This is a genomic window from Paenibacillus sp. FSL M7-0896, from assembly GCF_037975415.1.
Lineage (GTDB): Bacteria > Bacillota > Bacilli > Paenibacillales > Paenibacillaceae > Paenibacillus_AQ > Paenibacillus_AQ silagei.
On sequence record NZ_CP150250.1, the window covers coordinates 1,879,374 to 1,897,032 of the forward strand.

Consider the following 17,659-nt stretch of genomic DNA (forward strand, 5'->3'; position numbering starts at 1 on the left):
TATTATAGTGCATACGGAATTTGAAATAGGAAGATTAGTGCTTAATCTTTTGCTCGTTCTGGTGCTCGTATTATTAAATGGTGTATTTGTTGCGGCGGAATTCTCGCTGGTTAAGGTCAGACAGTCCCGTCTGACCCAGCTGGTCAGCGAAGGGAACAAAATGGCGGGATATGCGCTTAAGGTCAACAAGCGGCTGGATTCGTATCTGTCGGCCACCCAGTTCGGGATCACACTCGCTTCCCTTGGACTCGGCTGGGTCGGGGAACCGGCGATCTCGGAGCTGCTGGTGGAGCCCCTGATGTACCAGATCGGTGTTACTGACCAGACGCTAATCTCAACGGTATCTGTGATTATCGGCTTCTCGATTATTACCTTTTTACATATTGTGCTGGGGGAACTGGCACCGAAATCTCTGGCTATTCAAAAAACGGAAGGCTCAGCACTGCTGCTGTCCGCTCCGCTGATGTTCTTCTATAATCTGTTTCTGCCCTTCATCTGGGTGCTGAATGCGTCAGCGAACGCTCTGCTGAGATTGTTCGGCGTGGAGCCGGCCAGTGAAGCCGAGGCTGCCCATTCGGAGGAGGAAATCCGCATTCTGATGAATCAGAGCGCGAAGAGCGGGGTGATCGATCAGGATGAGATGAAGCTGATGGATAACATCTTCGAATTCTCGGACCTGCTGGCCCGTGAGGTGATGCTGCCGCGTACCGATATGGATGTACTGTACAGCAATCTTCCGCTGGAGGAGAACATGCGGATCATTACGGAAACGAAGCATTCGCGTTATCCGGTGGCCTTCGAGGACAAGGACCGGATTATCGGCTTCATCCATATTACGGATCTGCTGTTCGCCCCGCCGGAGCAGCAGAATGATCTGGCTTCCCTGGTCCGGCCGATTCTGAACGTGCCGGAATCGATGGAGATCAGCCATGCGCTGCGGCTGATGCAGAAGAACAAGGCCCAGCTGACGCTGGTCGTTGACGAGTACGGCGGAACGGCGGGGCTGCTGACCGCTGAAGAGATTCTGGAGGAGATCGTCGGCGATCTGCATGACGAGTTCGAGGATGAACGCCCCAGCGTAGAGCGTAACGGCGATTACATCTCCGTAGAGGGCCGGATGCTGATTGAAGACGTCAACGATCTCACAGGCGTCGTGATTGAGGATGACGAGGTGGATTCCATCGGCGGCTGGCTGTTCAAGGAGCTGGAGGGCAATCCGTCCAAGGGCAAGAAAGTTGTGGTAGGCGACGTCACCTTCGAGGTGGAGGAATCCACCCGGCTGCGGATCACCCGGATCAACATCCACCGCGAGCCGCCGCCAGAGTCCGAAGAGGATGCGGAAGCCGTGGAAGAGGAGAAGGAGTAAGCAGAAGTGTAACTCTTATTTTTAAATAGAGCAGGGTACTTCAGAAGCCGGTTTGCAGGGCTTTTGGGGGCCCTGTTTTTTTGTTGCTTAGGGCGATTTTATTGGGCAGTTGTTCTTTTCCACCCTTGGACTGTCATAAGTTAGTTACGAAGGTAACGATCAGAGATCTGGACATCCATCAGGCCATGCCGTCAAAACCTTACGAGGAGGAATGATCATTGAACTCCCAGGATCGCGTATGGACACCGTACAGGGGACCGTTTGATCCTTGTCCGCCGGTGCCGTTCAAGACGTATGTTGTGCCGCCGAATCAATTCGTCACGTTTCAGCCCCCGAATCTGCCGCAGTTCTCCCTGCCGGAGGCGCTCAAGCATGGAACGTTATGGCCATCGCTATACAGCCCTTATGAGTCCAAGTTCAAAGGAGGGAAGTAGGCTATGGAAGCGAATCCTTGCGAGCCCCGTTATTACGAGATGCTGGAGCAGCTGCAGGTACTTGATTTTGCACTCGTAGAGCTGAATCTGTACCTGGACACTCATCCGCAGGATGTGAAGGCGATTGAGCAGTTCAATCAACTGACGTATGAGCGCACCAAGCTGGCGAACCAGTTCCAGGAGCTATACGGACCGCTGCAGAATTTCGGCCGCGCCTATTCCAAGGCTCCATGGCAATGGAGCGAGAGTCCCTGGCCTTGGCAAGTCTAAGACATGAAGCCGGGAATGAAATAGCCTTAAGGAGGGGGAAGTTCACGAATGTGGATCTATGAGAAAAAGCTGCAATACCCGGTGCGTGTCGGCAAATGTGATGTGCGGATGGCCCGCTATCTGATGGAGCAATACGGCGGTGCGGACGGTGAGCTGGCTGCGGCGCTGCGCTATATGAACCAGCGGTATGCTATACCCGATAAGGTAATTGGTGTTTTGACTGATATTTCCACTGAGGAATTTGCACACCTCGAAATGATTGCCACCATGATCTACAAGCTGACCAAGGACGCCTCGGTGCAGGAGCTGGAAGCCGCAGGCTTAGGCCCGAATTATGCGCAGCGGGATCATGCGTTGTTCTATAACAACTCTGCAGGTGTTCCGTTCACAGCAGCCTACATCGCTGCGAAGGGAGATCCAATCGCAGATCTGTATGAGGATATCGCCGCCGAGGAGAAGGCCCGGGCTACATACCAGTGGCTGATTGACATGACCGACGATGTGGATCTGCAGGACAGCCTCAAGTTCCTGCGCGAGCGGGAGATCATTCATGCGATCCGGTTCAAGGAATCGGTGCAGATTTTGATTGAGGAGAAGGATAAGAAGCGGGTGTTCTGACAATAATGAATACACAAACAAATAACGGAACAATATGCTAAGAGAGCTGCAAAAAACGCCTCCAGACCCAAGTAAGGGCCGGAGGCGTTTTAAATATGAACTCTTTTGGTATGTTTTCATGCGTTTTTCTGAAATAACCATTAATAACCAGAATTTCAAAGGAAATGATAGCATGACCTCGTTGGGGAGTGTACAAGGGCTTAGAGCTATTTGTATGTAAAATTATGTATATTTTTGAGTGTTGAGGAAACCGGCGTTTAGGCTTACACTGAATATGTAAATAAATACCAAATAATCAGACGGAGGAAGGCGATCAAGGCGGCATAGCGGATCAAGCTAATCAAGCTGATTAAGCCGATCTAAGCCGTAACGCATACTCTCTCATACATCGTGATCATACCCGCACGTAAGTCCACTACAATCAGAAAGGAATGTGAGATTTTGTGAACAGAGTTGCATTGGTTAATCCATTACGGACAGCAGTTGGTTCTTTTAACAACGGACTTTCATTAGTCAGTGCTACAGAATTAGGAGCAAATGTGATGACGGCCTGCCTTCAGCAAAGCCATGTAGAGCCTGCGTTAGTGGAGCAGATCTATCTGGGCAATGTCCTACAGGCGGGCGAGGGCCAGAATCCTGCCAGACAGGCGGCACTGCAAGCCGGTATCCCTATTGAAGTCCCTGCAACAACTATCAACACCGTTTGCGGTTCAGGGCTTCATGCCGTCGCTTTAGCTTACAACTCTATTCGGGCTGAACAAGGGAGTGTCCTTATGGCCGGAGGGATGGAGAGTATGTCGAATGCCCCTTATGTGCTGAGAAATGCAAGAAACGGCTATAAGCTTGGAAACAGCGAGCTGATAGATACCGTGGTCGCTGACGGGCTGACCTGCCCGATCAATCATTACCATATGGGCATTACAGCCGAGAACATTGCCGAGAAATATCATATTTCGCGACTGGAGCAGGATGAATTTGCTTATGACAGCCAGATCAAGGCCTCCGAAGCTAAGAGAAATAAGGTTTTTGCTGAGCAGATTGTACCCGTGATGACCACCAGCAAAAAGGAAACTGTATGGTTCGCGGAGGACGAGCATGTAAGAGGAGAGGTCAGCAAAGAGAAGCTTGCTCATCTAAAGCCTGCTTTTAAGGAAAACGGGTCGGTGACTGCCGGAAATGCCTCGGGGATCAATGATGGTGCGGCGGCTGTGCTGGTCATGTCGGAAGACAAATGCAAGGAGCATGAGGTAGAGCCTTTAGCCTATATTAAGGGTTATTCACTGGTTGGCGTAGATCCTGCCTACATGGGAATGGGTCCGGTAAGAGCCATTAAGTCGCTGCTTAAGAATCAGGATATCCCTCTAGAAGCTATCGATCTGTTCGAGATTAATGAAGCCTTCGCGGCACAGGCCATAGCGGTATTGCATGAGCTGGAGATTAACCCGGAGAAGGTGAATGTCAATGGCGGCGCGATTGCGATTGGACATCCTGTCGGGGCAAGCGGAGCCAGAGTGTTAGTTACACTGGTGCATGAAATGGTACGGAGATCGTCGCATTACGGTATAGCCAGCTTGTGCATCGGAACGGGGATGGGCATTGCCATGCTGGTCGAGAACGCACGCTATTAACACAACGCTGACAGAAAGGGGTTTAAGATCATTATGAATGCAAAAGAGGTTCTTACGCTGCAATCCATGCCTGCGGCCAGTCCGGGTTACGGGCGTCCGCCTTACCGCTTCATTGACCGTGAATTTATGGTCATCACTTATGAATCTGACCCTGCTGCGATCAGACAGGCGGTCCCGGAACCCTTACAGCCGGATGGAAGTAACACCGTGTCTTATGAATGGATCAAGATGCCCGATTCGTCGGGTCTGGGAAGCTATGAGGAGAGCGGGATCGTGATTCCGTGTACCTTTCAGGGGGAGCCGTGCAATTTCGTGGCCCAGATGTATCTGGATAATGCGCCTGCCATTCTGGGAGGACGGGAGATCTGGGGGTTCCCCAAAAAGTGGGCCTCTCCCCGCCTGACAGTTGCAGGCACAGAGACGCTGACCGGCACGCTATATTATAACGATGTCCTGGTGGCTGTGGGAACCATGCCTTACAAGCATAACCTGCTGGATACAGAGGACACAGCTAGAGCTATCGCCAAAACTCAAGTGAATCTGAAGCTCATTCCCAATGTGGATGGTACCCCTAAGATTGCGCAGCTGGTTGCCTACACTCTTGAATATGTTCACGTAAAAGGCGCTTGGACCGGGCCGGCCCGCTTAAGCCTGATTCCCCATGTGAATGCTCCTGTGGCCGATTTTCCGGTGAAGACGTACCGCGGGGGAAAGCATTTTATTGCCGATCTAACGCTGCCTTATGGCAAAGTCATTCATGATTATCTCCAGTAACCAGCTATTCTCCAAATAATGAATAAGGAGCCTGAAATCTATGATAAACAAATTAATCTCCGCCGAAGACGCCGTGAAGAGGGTGAAGGATGGAGATACCGTGATGGTCGGCGGTTTTCTGGCTGGCGGCCACCCCGAAGAGCTGGTGCGTGCGCTTGTCGAGACGCAGTCAGCCGGTCAGCTCTCGCTAATCTCCAATGATACCGGCACCCCGGAATTATCGATCTATAAGCTGGTCAAAAGCGGCCGGGTCAAGCGAATCTATGCCTCCTACATCGGCTCCAACCCGGAAACGGGAAGGCTGCTGATGACCAAAGAAGCGGAGGTGAATCTCTATCCGCAGGGCACGTTAGCTGAGAAAATTCGGGCTGGTGGAGCGGGGCTGGGTGGTGTGTTAACCCCTGTAGGAGTAGGGACGATTGTAGAGGAAGGTAAAAGGAAGCTCGATATTGAAGGGAGGGAATATTTACTCGAGCTGCCTCTCCATGCAGATGTGGCACTAATCCGGGCCCATAAGGCGGACGAGGCGGGGAATCTGGTGATCGACGGTTCCTCACGGAACTTTAATTTCGTTATGGCGATGGCGGCGGATTATGTAATCGCTGAGGTAGATGATTATGTGAAGCTCGGGGAGATTGATCCCAATCATGTCAATGTCCCGGGAATTTTGATTGATGCCATTGTAAAGGTGTGGAATACGCATGAATAACCGGGAATTCATTGTGAGAAGAATCGCCCAGGAGTTCAAGGACGGCGATGTGGTGAATCTGGGGATCGGTATGCCGACCCTGGCAGTCGATTATATTCCTGATCATGTCCAGATTATGCTACAGGCGGAGAACGGAATACTTGGAGTCGGCCCCAAAGCGGCGAAGTCAGAAGAAAACATCGATTGTATAGATTCTGGCGGCAGCTTCGTGACCACGATGGCCGGAGCCTGCTATTTTGACAGCGCGGTCTCCTTCTCGATCATCCGTGGCGGGCATGTGGACATCACTGTGCTGGGCGCGCTTGAAGTCGATGAGCAAGGCAATCTGGCAAGCTGGATGATTCCGGGGAAAAAGGTTCCGGGCATGGGCGGAGCTATGGATCTGGTAGTCGGGGCCAAGCGGGTCATTATCGCCATGGATCATGTGAGCAAGGACGGGCAGCCGAAAATAGTGAAAGACTGCAAGCTCCCCCTGACGGCGGTACATGTCGTAAACACGATTGTCACTGAAATGGCGGTCATCGAGGTGATCCCGGGCCAGGGGCTGATGCTGATGGAAATTGCACCGGGTCTGACGGTGGAAGACGTTCAGAAGGCTACAGGGGCCGAGCTATGGATCTCCCCGGACCTTAAGGCGATTGCTGTCTAATACAATAAAATTTAATATGCTTACATTGCGATGATTCTACGAACATATTACGCCGTTATGCTGTCTACTAGAACAGACAACAAGGAGCGTGAAAGTTCGTGAGTAATCATCCATTTGTAAAGAGAGTCTTGAGCGGAATTCTGGCAGTAACAGTTCTGCTTCCGCTCATGCCACCCTCTCTATCCCAATCACCCACCGTCTATGGAGAGGCAGGGGAACCTAGCGGGGTCGTGAAGGTAGAGGATTTTGAACAGGTGAGCTTAACGGACCTAACCTTTGACAGTGCCCGTATTCATAGCGGCAGTCTGGCGCTGGAGACGAATCCGAAATACGTACATAGCGGAGCGAAGTCCCTGCGGATTGATTATGACTTCATTGGCATAACCGATAACCCCTCTCAGGTTGCCGTGGGTCCCGCGACTCAGCTGCCGCTCTCTAACCGAACGCCTAAGAGAATCGGGATGTGGGTATACGCCAATCAGGAAGGTCATGGCCTCACCTCCAAGTTCTACGTGTCTTCCACCGGCAAATCCAAAACGTATGAAATCAGGAGTGAAGAGACCGGGATCGACTGGAGCGGCTGGAAGTATGTTGAGGCGGATATAGGTTCAGACCTGACCATGCCGGGTACACTGGCCTTCTACTTCCAGATGAAAGAAAGACAAATGAGCAAAAAGAATAAAGGCTCGATCTGGATTGATGACGTCAGGCTGATCTATGATGAGCCGGTTAATGAAGATATGGATGTGCCTGTGTTAAGTCCAGCGGCACCGGCTCCTAATCAAACCTTGAGCGCCCCTGTCTCTGACATTATTCTGTCAGCGGAGGATGCCAAGTCGGGCATTGACCCGGATTCCATCCGGTTAACTGTGGATGGTCAGCCTGCGGCACCGTCAACTTATGTCTATGATCTGAATCATAAGCAGATTACCTATCACCCGGAGCTTCCGCTGGCCGGAGGTTATCATCAAGTGCTGGCAGAAGTGAAGGATATGGCCGGCAATCCGGCAGCAGCAGAATATGCTTTTCAGATTGAGCATGGGGCCAGATTTACCTTGGAAGCCCCGGAAGAGGCTGTCAGTAATGAGACCTACCGGCTGAAGCTGAAGGCGACGGACGTAGGCGAGGCTAAGAGCTTCCATGCCAGAATCAAGTTCGATCCAGAGACATTGCAGGCCAATGTGATTACTGCACGCTCCGGCCTCAGCCATGTGCAGACAGTCCTCGATAATACAGGCGGCTATGTTGAAGTCAGTGCCGAGGGATTGCAAGGGGATCAGGCGGATGCGCTGGCAAGTATTGATTTTGAGGTGAACCGGTCTGCGAAAATGGAACGCGGCGAGACGGCTAAGCAGATGGCTATGGTGGAAGGCAGTTTCGGGTATGAAAGCGGGACGCCAGTTCCTTCCTTAGCCTCCCCGCTTAGGTATAAGATCGGGTTTCCTTACAAGCTCAGCATCAAGGGATCAGCGCTGCACACTCAGAGTATCATCACGGTTACCTCCCGCGCAGGAGCGCCGGTGGAAGGAGCCGGGATTGATTTTAGCGATACCAGCGGTCCTCAGACTTATGTGCGTGTAACCGCCGATGAGTCCAAAGTGTATGCCAAAGCCGATCCATCGTCCGCAGTGTTGCTTGCTGTAGAGAAAGACGCGCGGATGTTCGCCACAGCTGGTAGTGCTTCCGGATTCATAAAGGTGTATTTGCCGGATGGCAGCAAGGCAGGGTACATCTCATCCGCAGATGTGGAGCAGAGTGATCTTACCGCAGGAATAGGCTTGACGGATGCCTTGGGAGAGATTCATACGTCCCTGACGAACCTTGCCATTGGCACTTGGAGCGTTCAGGCTGTCAAGGATGGCGGGACCAGCGAGAGTATCAATATGAATGTTGTAGCTCCGTTTGGCGGGGCAGATCCGCAATATGTGCAGACCTTTGTGACCGAAGATATGAAGACGATGATGAGTGTAGGGTGGCAGAGCGCGCCAAGTGTTCAAGAAGCTTACATCCAGTATATGAAAGATAGTGATTGGGTGGATAGTGATCTGACGAATGCTCCGGCAAAAGCAGCCAAGCAGCGCGCGCTCTCCGAGGTGGAGGTCATTCCTGAGGTTGCAGGCGGACCTATGGGCGAAATCAAGCTTCATAACGCATTAGTCACGGGTCTTGAGCCAGGTACGGGCTATCTTTACAGAGTTGGCTACGAAGGCCATTGGAGCGATTGGTCCAATTATAAGACGGTGGAGGCTGCGCCGGACAAGCCTGTTTCCTTTGTATTTGTAACCGATTCGCATACCAAAGGGGACAATGGGCTGGAGACCTATCAGCAATTGATCCAGAATGCGTTCACGAATTATCCCGATACCCAGTTCGTTATGCATGGCGGTGATATGGTCGATGATGGGGCGGTTTTGAATGAATGGAACCAGTTCTGGCAAGCCTCGTCGATCTATACCTCCTCTGTTCCTTCAGCGTATGCCATGGGGAATCATGATGTCAAAGGGGGAGGAAAGTACATTTTCGCCAAAGCCTTGGGGCTTCCTGTTAACGGACCTGAGCTCCAGAAGGAGTATGCCTATTCGTTCGACTCAGGAGAGGTGCATTTCGTGGTGCTGAACTCTGAAGCAGACGAAGCAACAATGGGTAAGCAAGCGGAGTGGCTGCGGGAGGATATTCTAACCAGTGATAAAAAATGGAAGATTGTCATGTTCCACAAACCTGCCTATCATACCGAAGATGGACGCGGCAATCTGATTGAATACACACAGACTTATTTTGCCCCTATTCTCGAAGAATTGAAGGTCGATCTGGTGCTGGAAGGCCATGACCATGTATATGCACGTACCTATCCGATGAGCAAAGGCAAGCCGCTGCTGAACGGAGAGCAAGGAACAGTCTATCTGGACGGCGGAGCTTCTGGCTGGAAGTTCTACGATGGAAGCAAATACGAGTATCTTGATTTCATGTTTGACGAGGATGTTCCCGTCTATTCTGCCATTCAGGTAAGCCATGATAAGATCATCATTCAAGCCCGCACTACGCAGAGCGCAGAATTAATTGACAACTATACGATTGTGAAAAAGGATGAGCGGACAGTGACTTCCGTGGCCGTAGCCCCGGCCGAATTGAAGCTGAATGTCGGCGACACGCACGCGACGGTGCTTACGGCTACCTATAGCGATAACTCCACTGCCGATGTCACGAATCAAGCGGTCTGGACATCTTCTAATGAGCGGGCAGCTACAGTAGACGCCCAGGGTATCATTCATGCCGTTGAAGTGGGAGAAGCTACCATCCAGGCGAATTACGGTAACATGCCGCCGGTGAAGCTATCGGTAACGGTTCAGGCAGAAGGTACGGTGCCTAAACTGCTGAAGCTGACCGCCGAGCCTGGCACACACACCTTACAGGTGAACAAGCAAGCAGCTTCCGTGATTACAGCGGTATATGACAATGGAGCAAATATAGTGGTTACGGATCAGGTTCGTTGGACAACTTCAGATCCTGCGGTCGCCTCGGTATCGGACAAGGGGATCATTACGGGTATTGCAGCGGGGGACGGGGTAACAATTACTGCTTCCTTCGGCGGCTTAACCATTGCGATTCCCATCGTGGTTGAGGGCGGAAAGGTACCGGTGGCAACGCCGACACCAACGCCGACACCAACGCCAACGCCAACGCCACAATCGGGAGGAACACCGGCAGCAACGCCAGCACCAAAGCCGGCGGTAACACCGACAGCAACAGCAACACCAGCACCAACAGCAACGACGACACCGGCACCAACACCGGCTATAACTGCCGGTCCCGCAAAGCCAACGGTAACCAGGCCTGTCCTGAAAGATACCTTGGACTTAGATACGCTTAAATCTATCGTTGCAAAAGGCCGGACGGCTGCAGTTGTCAAGTTCCAGGATGTACCTGCCGTTCTGTGGAGTGCATCATTCATTGATCGTGCAGCCCGGATGGGGATGATAACGGGTTACGCGGATGGTTCATTCCATCCTGAAGCCAAAGTATCACGCGCTGAGTTTGCTGTAATGCTCACAAAAGCTTTTGGCCTCACGGGGGCGCAGGGGACCGGATTCTCCGATACGGAGGGACATTGGGCTTCGAAGGCACTTGCGGCGCTTCAACAGCATGGAGTTATTCAGGGCTACGCCGATGGTTCCTTCCACCCCAAGCAGGAGATCACCCGCGCGGAAGCTGTGACTATGCTAGCGCGTCTTACAAGCTATGTTCCCGGCACACCGGCACCATTCTCCGACCTCCCGGCAAGCTGGGCGGCAGAGCCAATTAATGCCTTCGCTAATGCAGGAATTGTCTCAGGGAAAGGCAATGGCGCCTTCAAACCAAAGGATTCTGCTTCCCGCGCGGAAGCCGTAGTGATGATCGTCCGGCTCATGGATAAGCTTGTTGAAGCGGGTGAGGAGTAGGATAAGTAGACAAAGCTAAAGCTTCTGAGCAGACAAGGGCAGCCCCATTTAATCGGGGCTGCTCTTTTTTTAGCAAGGTAAAGCGGAGGGTAAGATAGTTTTCTACGATCGAAATGAGAACACATGTGCTTTTTGTTATATTATATTCCACTAAAATGGAATATACTCACAAGAAACAAGCAGGATATAACAGGAGGCGACTAAAATACCCTTACCGCATGATGAGGCTTTTAAGAAGCTGCTGGAGACGTTTTTTCAGGAATTTATTGAGTTGTTTTTTCCTGAGCTTGATTCGATGCTGGATTATAGTGAGACCCGGTTTCTGATGCAGGAATTGCTGGTGGATATTGTTGGCGAGGAAGCGCGGGAGCTGGATCTGCTGCTGGAAATCCGCTACAAAGGACTGGACGGTTATATTCTCATTCACCTGGAGCCGCAGTCGTATCGGGATTCACGGTTTCATGAACGAATGTTTATTTACTTCAGCCGTCTGTTTGAACGTTACCGCAAAGAACATAAGCTGATTATTCCGATTGCCATCTTCACTTCAGATGAGATCAGGGAGGAGCAGGACACCTTGGAGATGGTTATTCCTGAGCATCAGATCCTGCGCTTTCAGTTTCTCAAGGTAGAATTGCGTAAGCAAAACTGGCGAAGATTTATTGATTCAGACAATGCAGTAGCTGCTGCGTTACTAGCTAAGATGGGGTATACTACAAGAGAAGCAAGAGATGTGCGCCGGGAGTTCCTGCGCATGTTCATGAAGCTGAAGACACGGCTCGATCAAGGACGGCTGGCGCTTGTGATGTCAGTGGCGGATTTATATTTTCAGCCGGACCGGGTCCAGGATGAAGAGATTATAAAAGAATTGATGATACAATACCCGGAGGAGGGTGAAGCGATTATGGAACTCATGCCAGCCTGGAAGCGTTGGGGATATGAAGAAGGTATAGCTGAAGGCATAGAAAAAGGCATAGAACAAGGCATAGAACGAGGAATTGAAAGAGGAATTGAAAGAGGAATTGAACAGGGAATCGAACAAGGAGTAGAAAAAGGCCAGGCGGAGATTATCCGCAAGTTACTGCTTCACGGATTCACTCCAGAAGAGGTCTCCAAAGCGGTGGAGTTACCGGTAGAGAAGATTAAGAAGCTGATGTAAGCGGAGTTCTATCATATTATGCTCACGCCCAAAGAGACCGTCTACCCTAAGACGGTCTCTTTAGTGCGTTTTGATTCAAATCTTTTATTCAATGTAGCCTTTCGTCGCCTCATACATCTGGGCTGCATATTGGTCAATCTGGTCCCGTGACATGCGCAGACGGTCCACAGAGGTGCCGTATCCGATCTCCTGGAGTCCTTCAGCGAATCCCTGAAAAATTCCATCCGTGAACGCATCTAACGGCTCGCCATGTACATGCAGCCCTGATCCGCCGAGATCGGTATTTACGGCCGGCGGGGCCACCTCGATGACCTCAACGCGGGTCCCGGAGAGCTGGAGTCTCAGACTCATGGTGAACGAATGAAGGGCCGCCTTCGTTGCTGAATAGATCGGTGCGATGGCAAACGGAGTAAAGGCCAGACCTGAGGTCACGTTAATGATGGTTGCAGCCTCCTGGCTTGCGAAGAATGGAGCAAACAGCATAGCCAGATGAAGAGGGGCTTCAAGGTTGGTGGTAATTTCCTGATTGAAATCAGCCCAATGATTCCTAACATCCGCTGTCTGTATATTGAAGCGCTGCTGAATCCCGGCATTGTTCACCAGGACATTGACTTGCGGATAGCTTGATGTTACCCAGTCTAAGAGAGCAAGGCGTTCTGACTCTACCATTAAATCGCACGAGCGGGTAATCAGGCCGGGGACTTTGTCCTTAGCCGACTGTAGCACTTGCTCACGCCGTCCGGTAATGATGACTGTGTTCCCCATTTGGATGAACCGTTCCGCCATAGCCAGTCCGATGCCGGAGCCTCCGCCTGTAATCAGAAGAGTGTTTCCTGAGAGCTTCATGATAAAACCTCTTTCCCGTTAGTCTCTAAATAATTCGTATAACGTTCTATTTTCTTCTCAATTCCCTGCAAGGATTCGGTCATGAGCGCGATTTGTGCCAATACAGCCTGCTTATGTTCTTGAAACATGGCAAGCCGCAATGCAATCGTGCTGTCCCCCTCCGCCATCCAGTCTACATATTGCCTGATCTGGCTTATGGGCATCTGTGTGTTTTTCAGATAGAGGATGATCTTAAGGAAAACGAGGTAATCCTCCGTGAAAATCCGCCTGCCGGCTTCATCCCGCTCCATCCGGGGCAGTAACCCCTGCTTCTCATAATAACGTATGGTAGATTCCGGAATCCCTAACCGCGTTGCCGCTTCGCCAATGGAATAATAGTTCATCTGGAGGCCTCCAATTGATTGTTTAGGTGTCGACAGTTATAGGATACGACTTAAACCAAGGTTTAAGTCAAGACACTTTTTAGATTGAAGTATAGATGAAACGTAAATCCGACAAAATCCTTATATCTAAATTCGTTTCGACAAAAAAATATGACTAAGGAACTATAACTTTCTCCTCTGTTAACTTTAACAGAGTAAAGATAAGAAACGCCCATAAGGGATCAATGAACTATTTTAGCAGAAAATGTTATGTAAAATATAAACTATTCACTTGCTGATCCGATAAAAAATAAAGCCCGTCCCAATTTAATGAAAATATACAATAATTGTTTAAAAATTAAATTATCTGCTTTGTAATCCAAAATTCCTATCCAGTGGTGATGAAAAGAATGAACATTCAAGAAATGACAACCAATCAGGTACAAAGAACCCCCCGGATTAAACCAAACTACCCGGTGGGCGTGCTGGAGCTGGAAGATCCCGCCAGGCCTTCGGAGAAACCGTCCTTCTCTTGGTTAACGATTATCGTTCCGCCGCTAGGAATGCTGATCATATCCATATTTATGTCAACCCTGACCAGGTCCTATATTATGCTTGTCTCCACGATGGGTATGACGGCGCTCACGGTGATAGTCTCGGTCATGAATTATAGAGCCAGTGTGAACAAGCATCAGGAGCACAACAAAAAGTTAGAAAAGAAATATCTCAACTACTTATTCCAGGTTCGCAATGATCTGCAAGGAGCTGCCAGTACGCAGCGTGAGGCCCATACATATATTCATCCAAGTATTCAAAGCTGTACAGAAATTGCCCGTAGCCGGAGTAAACAGCTCTGGGAGAGAACAGCTATTGAGGACGATTTTTTACATATACGGATTGGGGTCGGGGTTCAGCCGATCTCTCTCGTACCTACATACACCCCGACCACCAAGGCTATCGATGATGAGAATCCGCTTGAAGAGATCGCCAGTAAGATCTGCGAGGAGATGTATTACGTAAAAGATATCCCGGTCTATATTCCTCTAAGCAGTATCAGCACGCTCGGGTTATACGGTAAGCGGCCTGAGGTCCGCAATTTCCTGAATGCTGCAATCGTTCATCTCACCACACACCACGGATACGATGATGTAAGGATCGTGTGTGTCATGCAGCCGGAAGATCTGGAGCACTGGGAGTGGCTGAAATGGCTGCCGCATACCTGGAATAAGGACCGGAGTCAAAGAACTCTGGCCACGACAGCCTACGAGGCTGCTGCGATTGCCGATGAACTGCTTGCGGATCTCAGGAAGAGAGAAGAGGGTAACAAAGGAAGCTACGGCTTGCAGAATTTGCAGACCCCGCACTATGTTTTTTTGGTTTTTGCTCCTGAACTGTGGGACAGTACGGAAATGATGAAATACCTGCTCTCAGGTGATTCGAAGCTTGGAATGACAAGTATTTTTGTATCGGAGAAAATCGACGTTGCTTTGCCGCTGAATTGCCAGGTCATTCTGGAGATGAAGGATGGTCAAGGACTTGTCCGCAAGGATACTCATGATCTGCTGGGTCATTTGGCTGATTTTTTCACTACAGATTCAATGTATAACACTCAAGCAGAGTTTTTCGCCCGTTCTTTGGCACCGCTCCGTATTAAGGCCGGACAGAATAACAGCTACATTCCGCCGATGGTTACTTTTCTGGAGAGCTTTGAGGCCCAGCAGGTCGAGGAGCTGAAGGTACTGGAACGCTGGTCCCGAAACCAGGCCAACCGTACGCTGTCCACTCCCCTTGGGCTGGGTGCAGGCGGAAAGTCTCTTGTCTTCGATATGCATGAGACTAGCTACGGTCCCCATGGACTGGTAGCGGGTACAACCGGATCAGGGAAAAGTGAGTTGCTTCAATCTCTGCTGCTTGGTCTGGCGGTGAATTATCATCCGCATGAAATTGCGTTTGTGCTGATTGACTATAAGGGTGGCGGGATGGCCAATGCCTTCACGGGACTTCCGCATCTGGTGGGAACGATCACCAACCTGGGCGGCAATCAGATTAACCGGGCGCTGGCCTCCATCAAAAGCGAGCTGATGCGGAGGCAAAGACTCTTCAGTGAAGCTGGTGTGACCAGTATTGACAGCTATATTGTTCTTTACCGTAATAAGGAGGTACGCCTGCCTCTGCCGCACTTGATTATCGTAGTCGATGAGTTTGCAGAGCTGAAATCGGATCAGCCGGAGTTCATGAAGGAGCTGGTCAGTGCGGCGCGGGTCGGAAGAAGCTTGGGCATTCATTTAATACTGGCAACTCAGAAGCCATCCGGAGTGGTGGACGATCAAATCTGGAGTAACTCCAGATTCAAGCTGTGCCTGAAGGTGCAGACTCCCTCTGACAGTAATGAGATGCTGAAACGTCCGGAGGCTGCCGAGATCAAAGAAAAGGGCCGCGGCTATCTGCAGGTGGGCAATAATGAGCTGTTCACCTTGTTCCAGTCTTCCTGGAGCGGGGCGCCTTACCATTCAGGTGAAGCTGAAGATGAGGGGATGCCCAAGCTGGACATCGTTTCATTAAGCGGGGAGCGCAGAGCGCTGCTTCCGAAGCAGCAACAGGGTGATAATGCCTTGGCGTTAAGTGAACTGCAGGCTGTAGTTCAACACATTGCCGATATTTCAGCAAAGGAATCCATTGGAGAGGCCTTCCAGCTGTGGCTTCCTCCGCTTCCGGAGACTTTGGCGCTGTCGGAGGTGCTTGATCAGGAACGGATATGGAATGGGCAGCAGTGGCAGGAGCCAAGGGATCAACTGGTGGCAAGCGTTGGGCGGGTAGACAATCCTTCAGATCAGGAGCAGTACAATCTGGAGATTAATTTTAATGTAAATGGACATTTGCTGGTCTATGGAGCGCCAAGCAGCGGGAAGACCACTCTACTGAAGACAATGATCATGTCGCTTGCCATGAAATATGATCCGGGATATGTGAATTTTTATATTCTGGATTTCGGTACAAGAACTTTAGGCGTCTATCATGAGCTTCCGCATTTGGGGGATGTCATTTATCCGGAGGATGAACAAAAGCTCGGGAAGCTGATTAGCTGGCTGCTCGCCCAACTAAATGAGCGTAAACGTAAATTTTCTCAGCTTGGCATCAGCAATCTGGTCTCTTACTGTAACGCAACTGGAGAAAAAGTCCCTTATATCGTTATTATGCTGGATAATTTCACAGGCTTCGCAGAGGCGTACGACGACTATGTTATGGATCTGGCTAAGCTTGTGCGCGAAGGGGGAGGCTACGGAATTTACTTTGTGTTTACGGCCAATACAGTCAGCTCCTATCCTTACCGGATTAGCCAGAATATTAAGCAGTCGCTAGTATTTCAAATGTCTGACAGGCTGGATTACTCCAGCGTTCTGGGCAGGACAGATGGAATGGAACCGACCAATACAGTGGGCCGTGGCTTGCTAAAAGAAAACGGGATTCTGGAATTCCATATTGCGCAGCCGGCCGAAGGCAGCTCGGATGATCAAATCGCGGCCTCCATACGCCGGATCAGCTCAGAGATGAGAGCGGTAGCAGGAGACACTAGTCCTGCTCAGATTTCTGTAATACCGGATAAGCTTTCACTTGCAGAGCTTCTGGAGCGTGCAGTCAAGAACCGGCCGGAAGGAACCGGGGGAACGCTGGTGCCGCTTGGATTGGAACAGGCCACGACACTGCCGGTAGAACTCAATCTGAAGGAAATCAGCAGCTTTGTAGTCTCTTATACCGGGCAGCAGGATGTGGAGCTAACGTTTACTTCGATCCTGAAGGCGTTTGAAGCCTCGGCGGATTCCATAACCAAGGAGCTGTATGTATTCGACAGCAACACTTTTAAGCGGGCAGAATTGAAATCCGTTTCCGCTCTTACGGTTATGGATACAGCAGAAGAGTTTCTGCAGCTCACTCATACCTTCATAGAGCAATTGCAGCTTAGAAAAAATGATGCCCGTCAAGCTTTGGCTGACAGCTCCGCACCTGGGGAATTTGATGAAACGGATTATATTTTGTCCAAGTATCCGCTTCTTGTCTTGGTAATGCCGCATTTCAAGTCGGCCTTTGACCGGATGGAGAATGATTCACTGGATCACCTGGAGCGGATTGCCCGCTTTGGCGGCGGACTTGGCGTGCTGCTGATGGTGGGCAGTGACGTGCATGAGCTTAATCAGCTGCAGCTTATCACGAACCTGGCCGGTGAGATGATTAATAGCGGCAACGCGCTGCTGACCGGCGGAAGGTTGAACGATCATATGGCTTACGCTCATTTACTGGAGAGCATGGAGTATAACGAGCTTAATCAAATAATGGAGCCAGCTGAGGCTATGCTGCTTATTGCAGGCTCCAGGAAGCAAATTAGAATGGCAACAGAATGATAGATGGCAGG

At 50.6% G+C, this 17,659-nt stretch carries 13 protein-coding genes; 11 read left to right on the plus strand and 2 right to left on the minus strand.

Annotated elements, in window-relative coordinates:
• The first annotated feature begins 1 nt into the window (after position 1).
• The 10 genes from MKY12_RS07850 (at position 2) to MKY12_RS07895 (ending at position 12,043) form a co-directional block, all read left to right on the plus strand.
• Entirely contained in the window at positions 2-1,366 is a 1,365-nt protein-coding gene (locus MKY12_RS07850) for a hemolysin family protein (protein ID WP_143803712.1), read from the plus strand.
• 218 nt (positions 1,367-1,584) lie between these two features.
• Positions 1,585-1,800 carry a spore coat associated protein CotJA gene (locus MKY12_RS07855; protein WP_036692819.1) on the plus strand — a complete coding sequence of 72 codons (216 nt, stop codon included), beginning with the start codon at positions 1,585-1,587 and terminating at the stop codon, positions 1,798-1,800.
• Positions 1,801-1,803: 3 nt separating this feature from the next.
• Positions 1,804-2,070, plus strand: a complete 267-nt coding sequence (locus tag MKY12_RS07860) for a spore coat protein CotJB (RefSeq protein WP_036721463.1) — start codon at positions 1,804-1,806, stop codon at positions 2,068-2,070.
• Positions 2,071-2,118: 48 nt separating this feature from the next.
• Positions 2,119-2,688 carry a manganese catalase family protein gene (locus tag MKY12_RS07865; protein ID WP_036692823.1) on the plus strand — a complete coding sequence of 190 codons (570 nt, stop codon included), beginning with the start codon at positions 2,119-2,121 and terminating at the stop codon, positions 2,686-2,688.
• Positions 2,689-3,131: 443 nt separating this feature from the next.
• A complete protein-coding gene (locus MKY12_RS07870) occupies positions 3,132-4,316 on the plus strand; it encodes an acetyl-CoA C-acetyltransferase (RefSeq protein WP_339313373.1) in 1,185 nt (394 codons plus the stop codon).
• Positions 4,317-4,349: 33 nt separating this feature from the next.
• Positions 4,350-5,090 carry an acetoacetate decarboxylase gene (locus MKY12_RS07875; protein WP_339313374.1) on the plus strand — a complete coding sequence of 247 codons (741 nt, stop codon included), beginning with the start codon at positions 4,350-4,352 and terminating at the stop codon, positions 5,088-5,090.
• Positions 5,091-5,130: 40 nt separating this feature from the next.
• Positions 5,131-5,799, plus strand: coding sequence for a CoA transferase subunit A (locus MKY12_RS07880; protein ID WP_339313376.1), 669 nt, complete (start codon positions 5,131-5,133; stop codon positions 5,797-5,799).
• A complete protein-coding gene (locus MKY12_RS07885) occupies positions 5,792-6,448 on the plus strand; it encodes a 3-oxoacid CoA-transferase subunit B (RefSeq protein WP_339313377.1) in 657 nt (218 codons plus the stop codon). Before MKY12_RS07880 ends, MKY12_RS07885 begins: the two co-directional genes overlap by 8 nt.
• Before the next feature lie 98 nt (positions 6,449-6,546).
• On the plus strand, positions 6,547-10,884 hold the full coding sequence (locus tag MKY12_RS07890; protein ID WP_339313378.1) for an S-layer homology domain-containing protein: 4,338 nt from the start codon (positions 6,547-6,549) through the stop codon (positions 10,882-10,884).
• Between the two features lie 205 nt (positions 10,885-11,089).
• The gene (locus tag MKY12_RS07895) at positions 11,090-12,043 is read left to right on the plus strand and encodes an Rpn family recombination-promoting nuclease/putative transposase (RefSeq protein ID WP_339257395.1); all 954 of its coding nucleotides are present in this window, start codon (positions 11,090-11,092) and stop codon (positions 12,041-12,043) included.
• An 84-nt stretch (positions 12,044-12,127) separates the two neighbouring features.
• Here MKY12_RS07895 and MKY12_RS07900 read toward each other — a convergent pair whose 3' ends face one another.
• A complete protein-coding gene (locus MKY12_RS07900) occupies positions 12,128-12,889 on the minus strand; it encodes an SDR family NAD(P)-dependent oxidoreductase (protein WP_339255049.1) in 762 nt (253 codons plus the stop codon).
• A complete protein-coding gene (locus MKY12_RS07905) occupies positions 12,886-13,272 on the minus strand; it encodes a MerR family transcriptional regulator (protein ID WP_339255050.1) in 387 nt (128 codons plus the stop codon). The genes MKY12_RS07900 and MKY12_RS07905 overlap by 4 nt, the downstream gene beginning before the upstream one ends.
• A 389-nt stretch (positions 13,273-13,661) precedes the next feature.
• Between MKY12_RS07905 and essC the strand changes: the two genes are divergently transcribed.
• Positions 13,662-17,648 (plus strand): type VII secretion protein EssC, encoded by a 3,987-nt coding sequence (gene essC, locus MKY12_RS07910; protein WP_339255051.1) that lies wholly within the window; start codon positions 13,662-13,664, stop codon positions 17,646-17,648.
• Positions 17,649-17,659: the final 11 nt, after the last annotated feature.

What these genes read in the sequence shown, in the direction of transcription:
- MKY12_RS07875 (WP_339313374.1), top strand. Translation starts at nt 4,350, where the DNA reads ATGAATGCAAAAGAGGTTCTTACGCTGCAATCCATGCCTGCGGCCAGT.
- MKY12_RS07860 (WP_036721463.1), top strand. Translation starts at nt 1,804, where the DNA reads ATGGAAGCGAATCCTTGCGAGCCCCGTTATTACGAGATGCTGGAGCAG.
- MKY12_RS07885 (WP_339313377.1), top strand. Translation starts at nt 5,792, where the DNA reads ATGAATAACCGGGAATTCATTGTGAGAAGAATCGCCCAGGAGTTCAAG.
- MKY12_RS07905 (WP_339255050.1), bottom strand. Translation starts at nt 13,272, where the DNA reads ATGAACTATTATTCCATTGGCGAAGCGGCAACGCGGTTAGGGATTCCG.
- MKY12_RS07900 (WP_339255049.1), bottom strand. Translation starts at nt 12,889, where the DNA reads ATGAAGCTCTCAGGAAACACTCTTCTGATTACAGGCGGAGGCTCCGGC.
- MKY12_RS07865 (WP_036692823.1), top strand. Translation starts at nt 2,119, where the DNA reads ATGTGGATCTATGAGAAAAAGCTGCAATACCCGGTGCGTGTCGGCAAA.
- MKY12_RS07880 (WP_339313376.1), top strand. Translation starts at nt 5,131, where the DNA reads ATGATAAACAAATTAATCTCCGCCGAAGACGCCGTGAAGAGGGTGAAG.
- essC (WP_339255051.1), top strand. Translation starts at nt 13,662, where the DNA reads ATGAACATTCAAGAAATGACAACCAATCAGGTACAAAGAACCCCCCGG.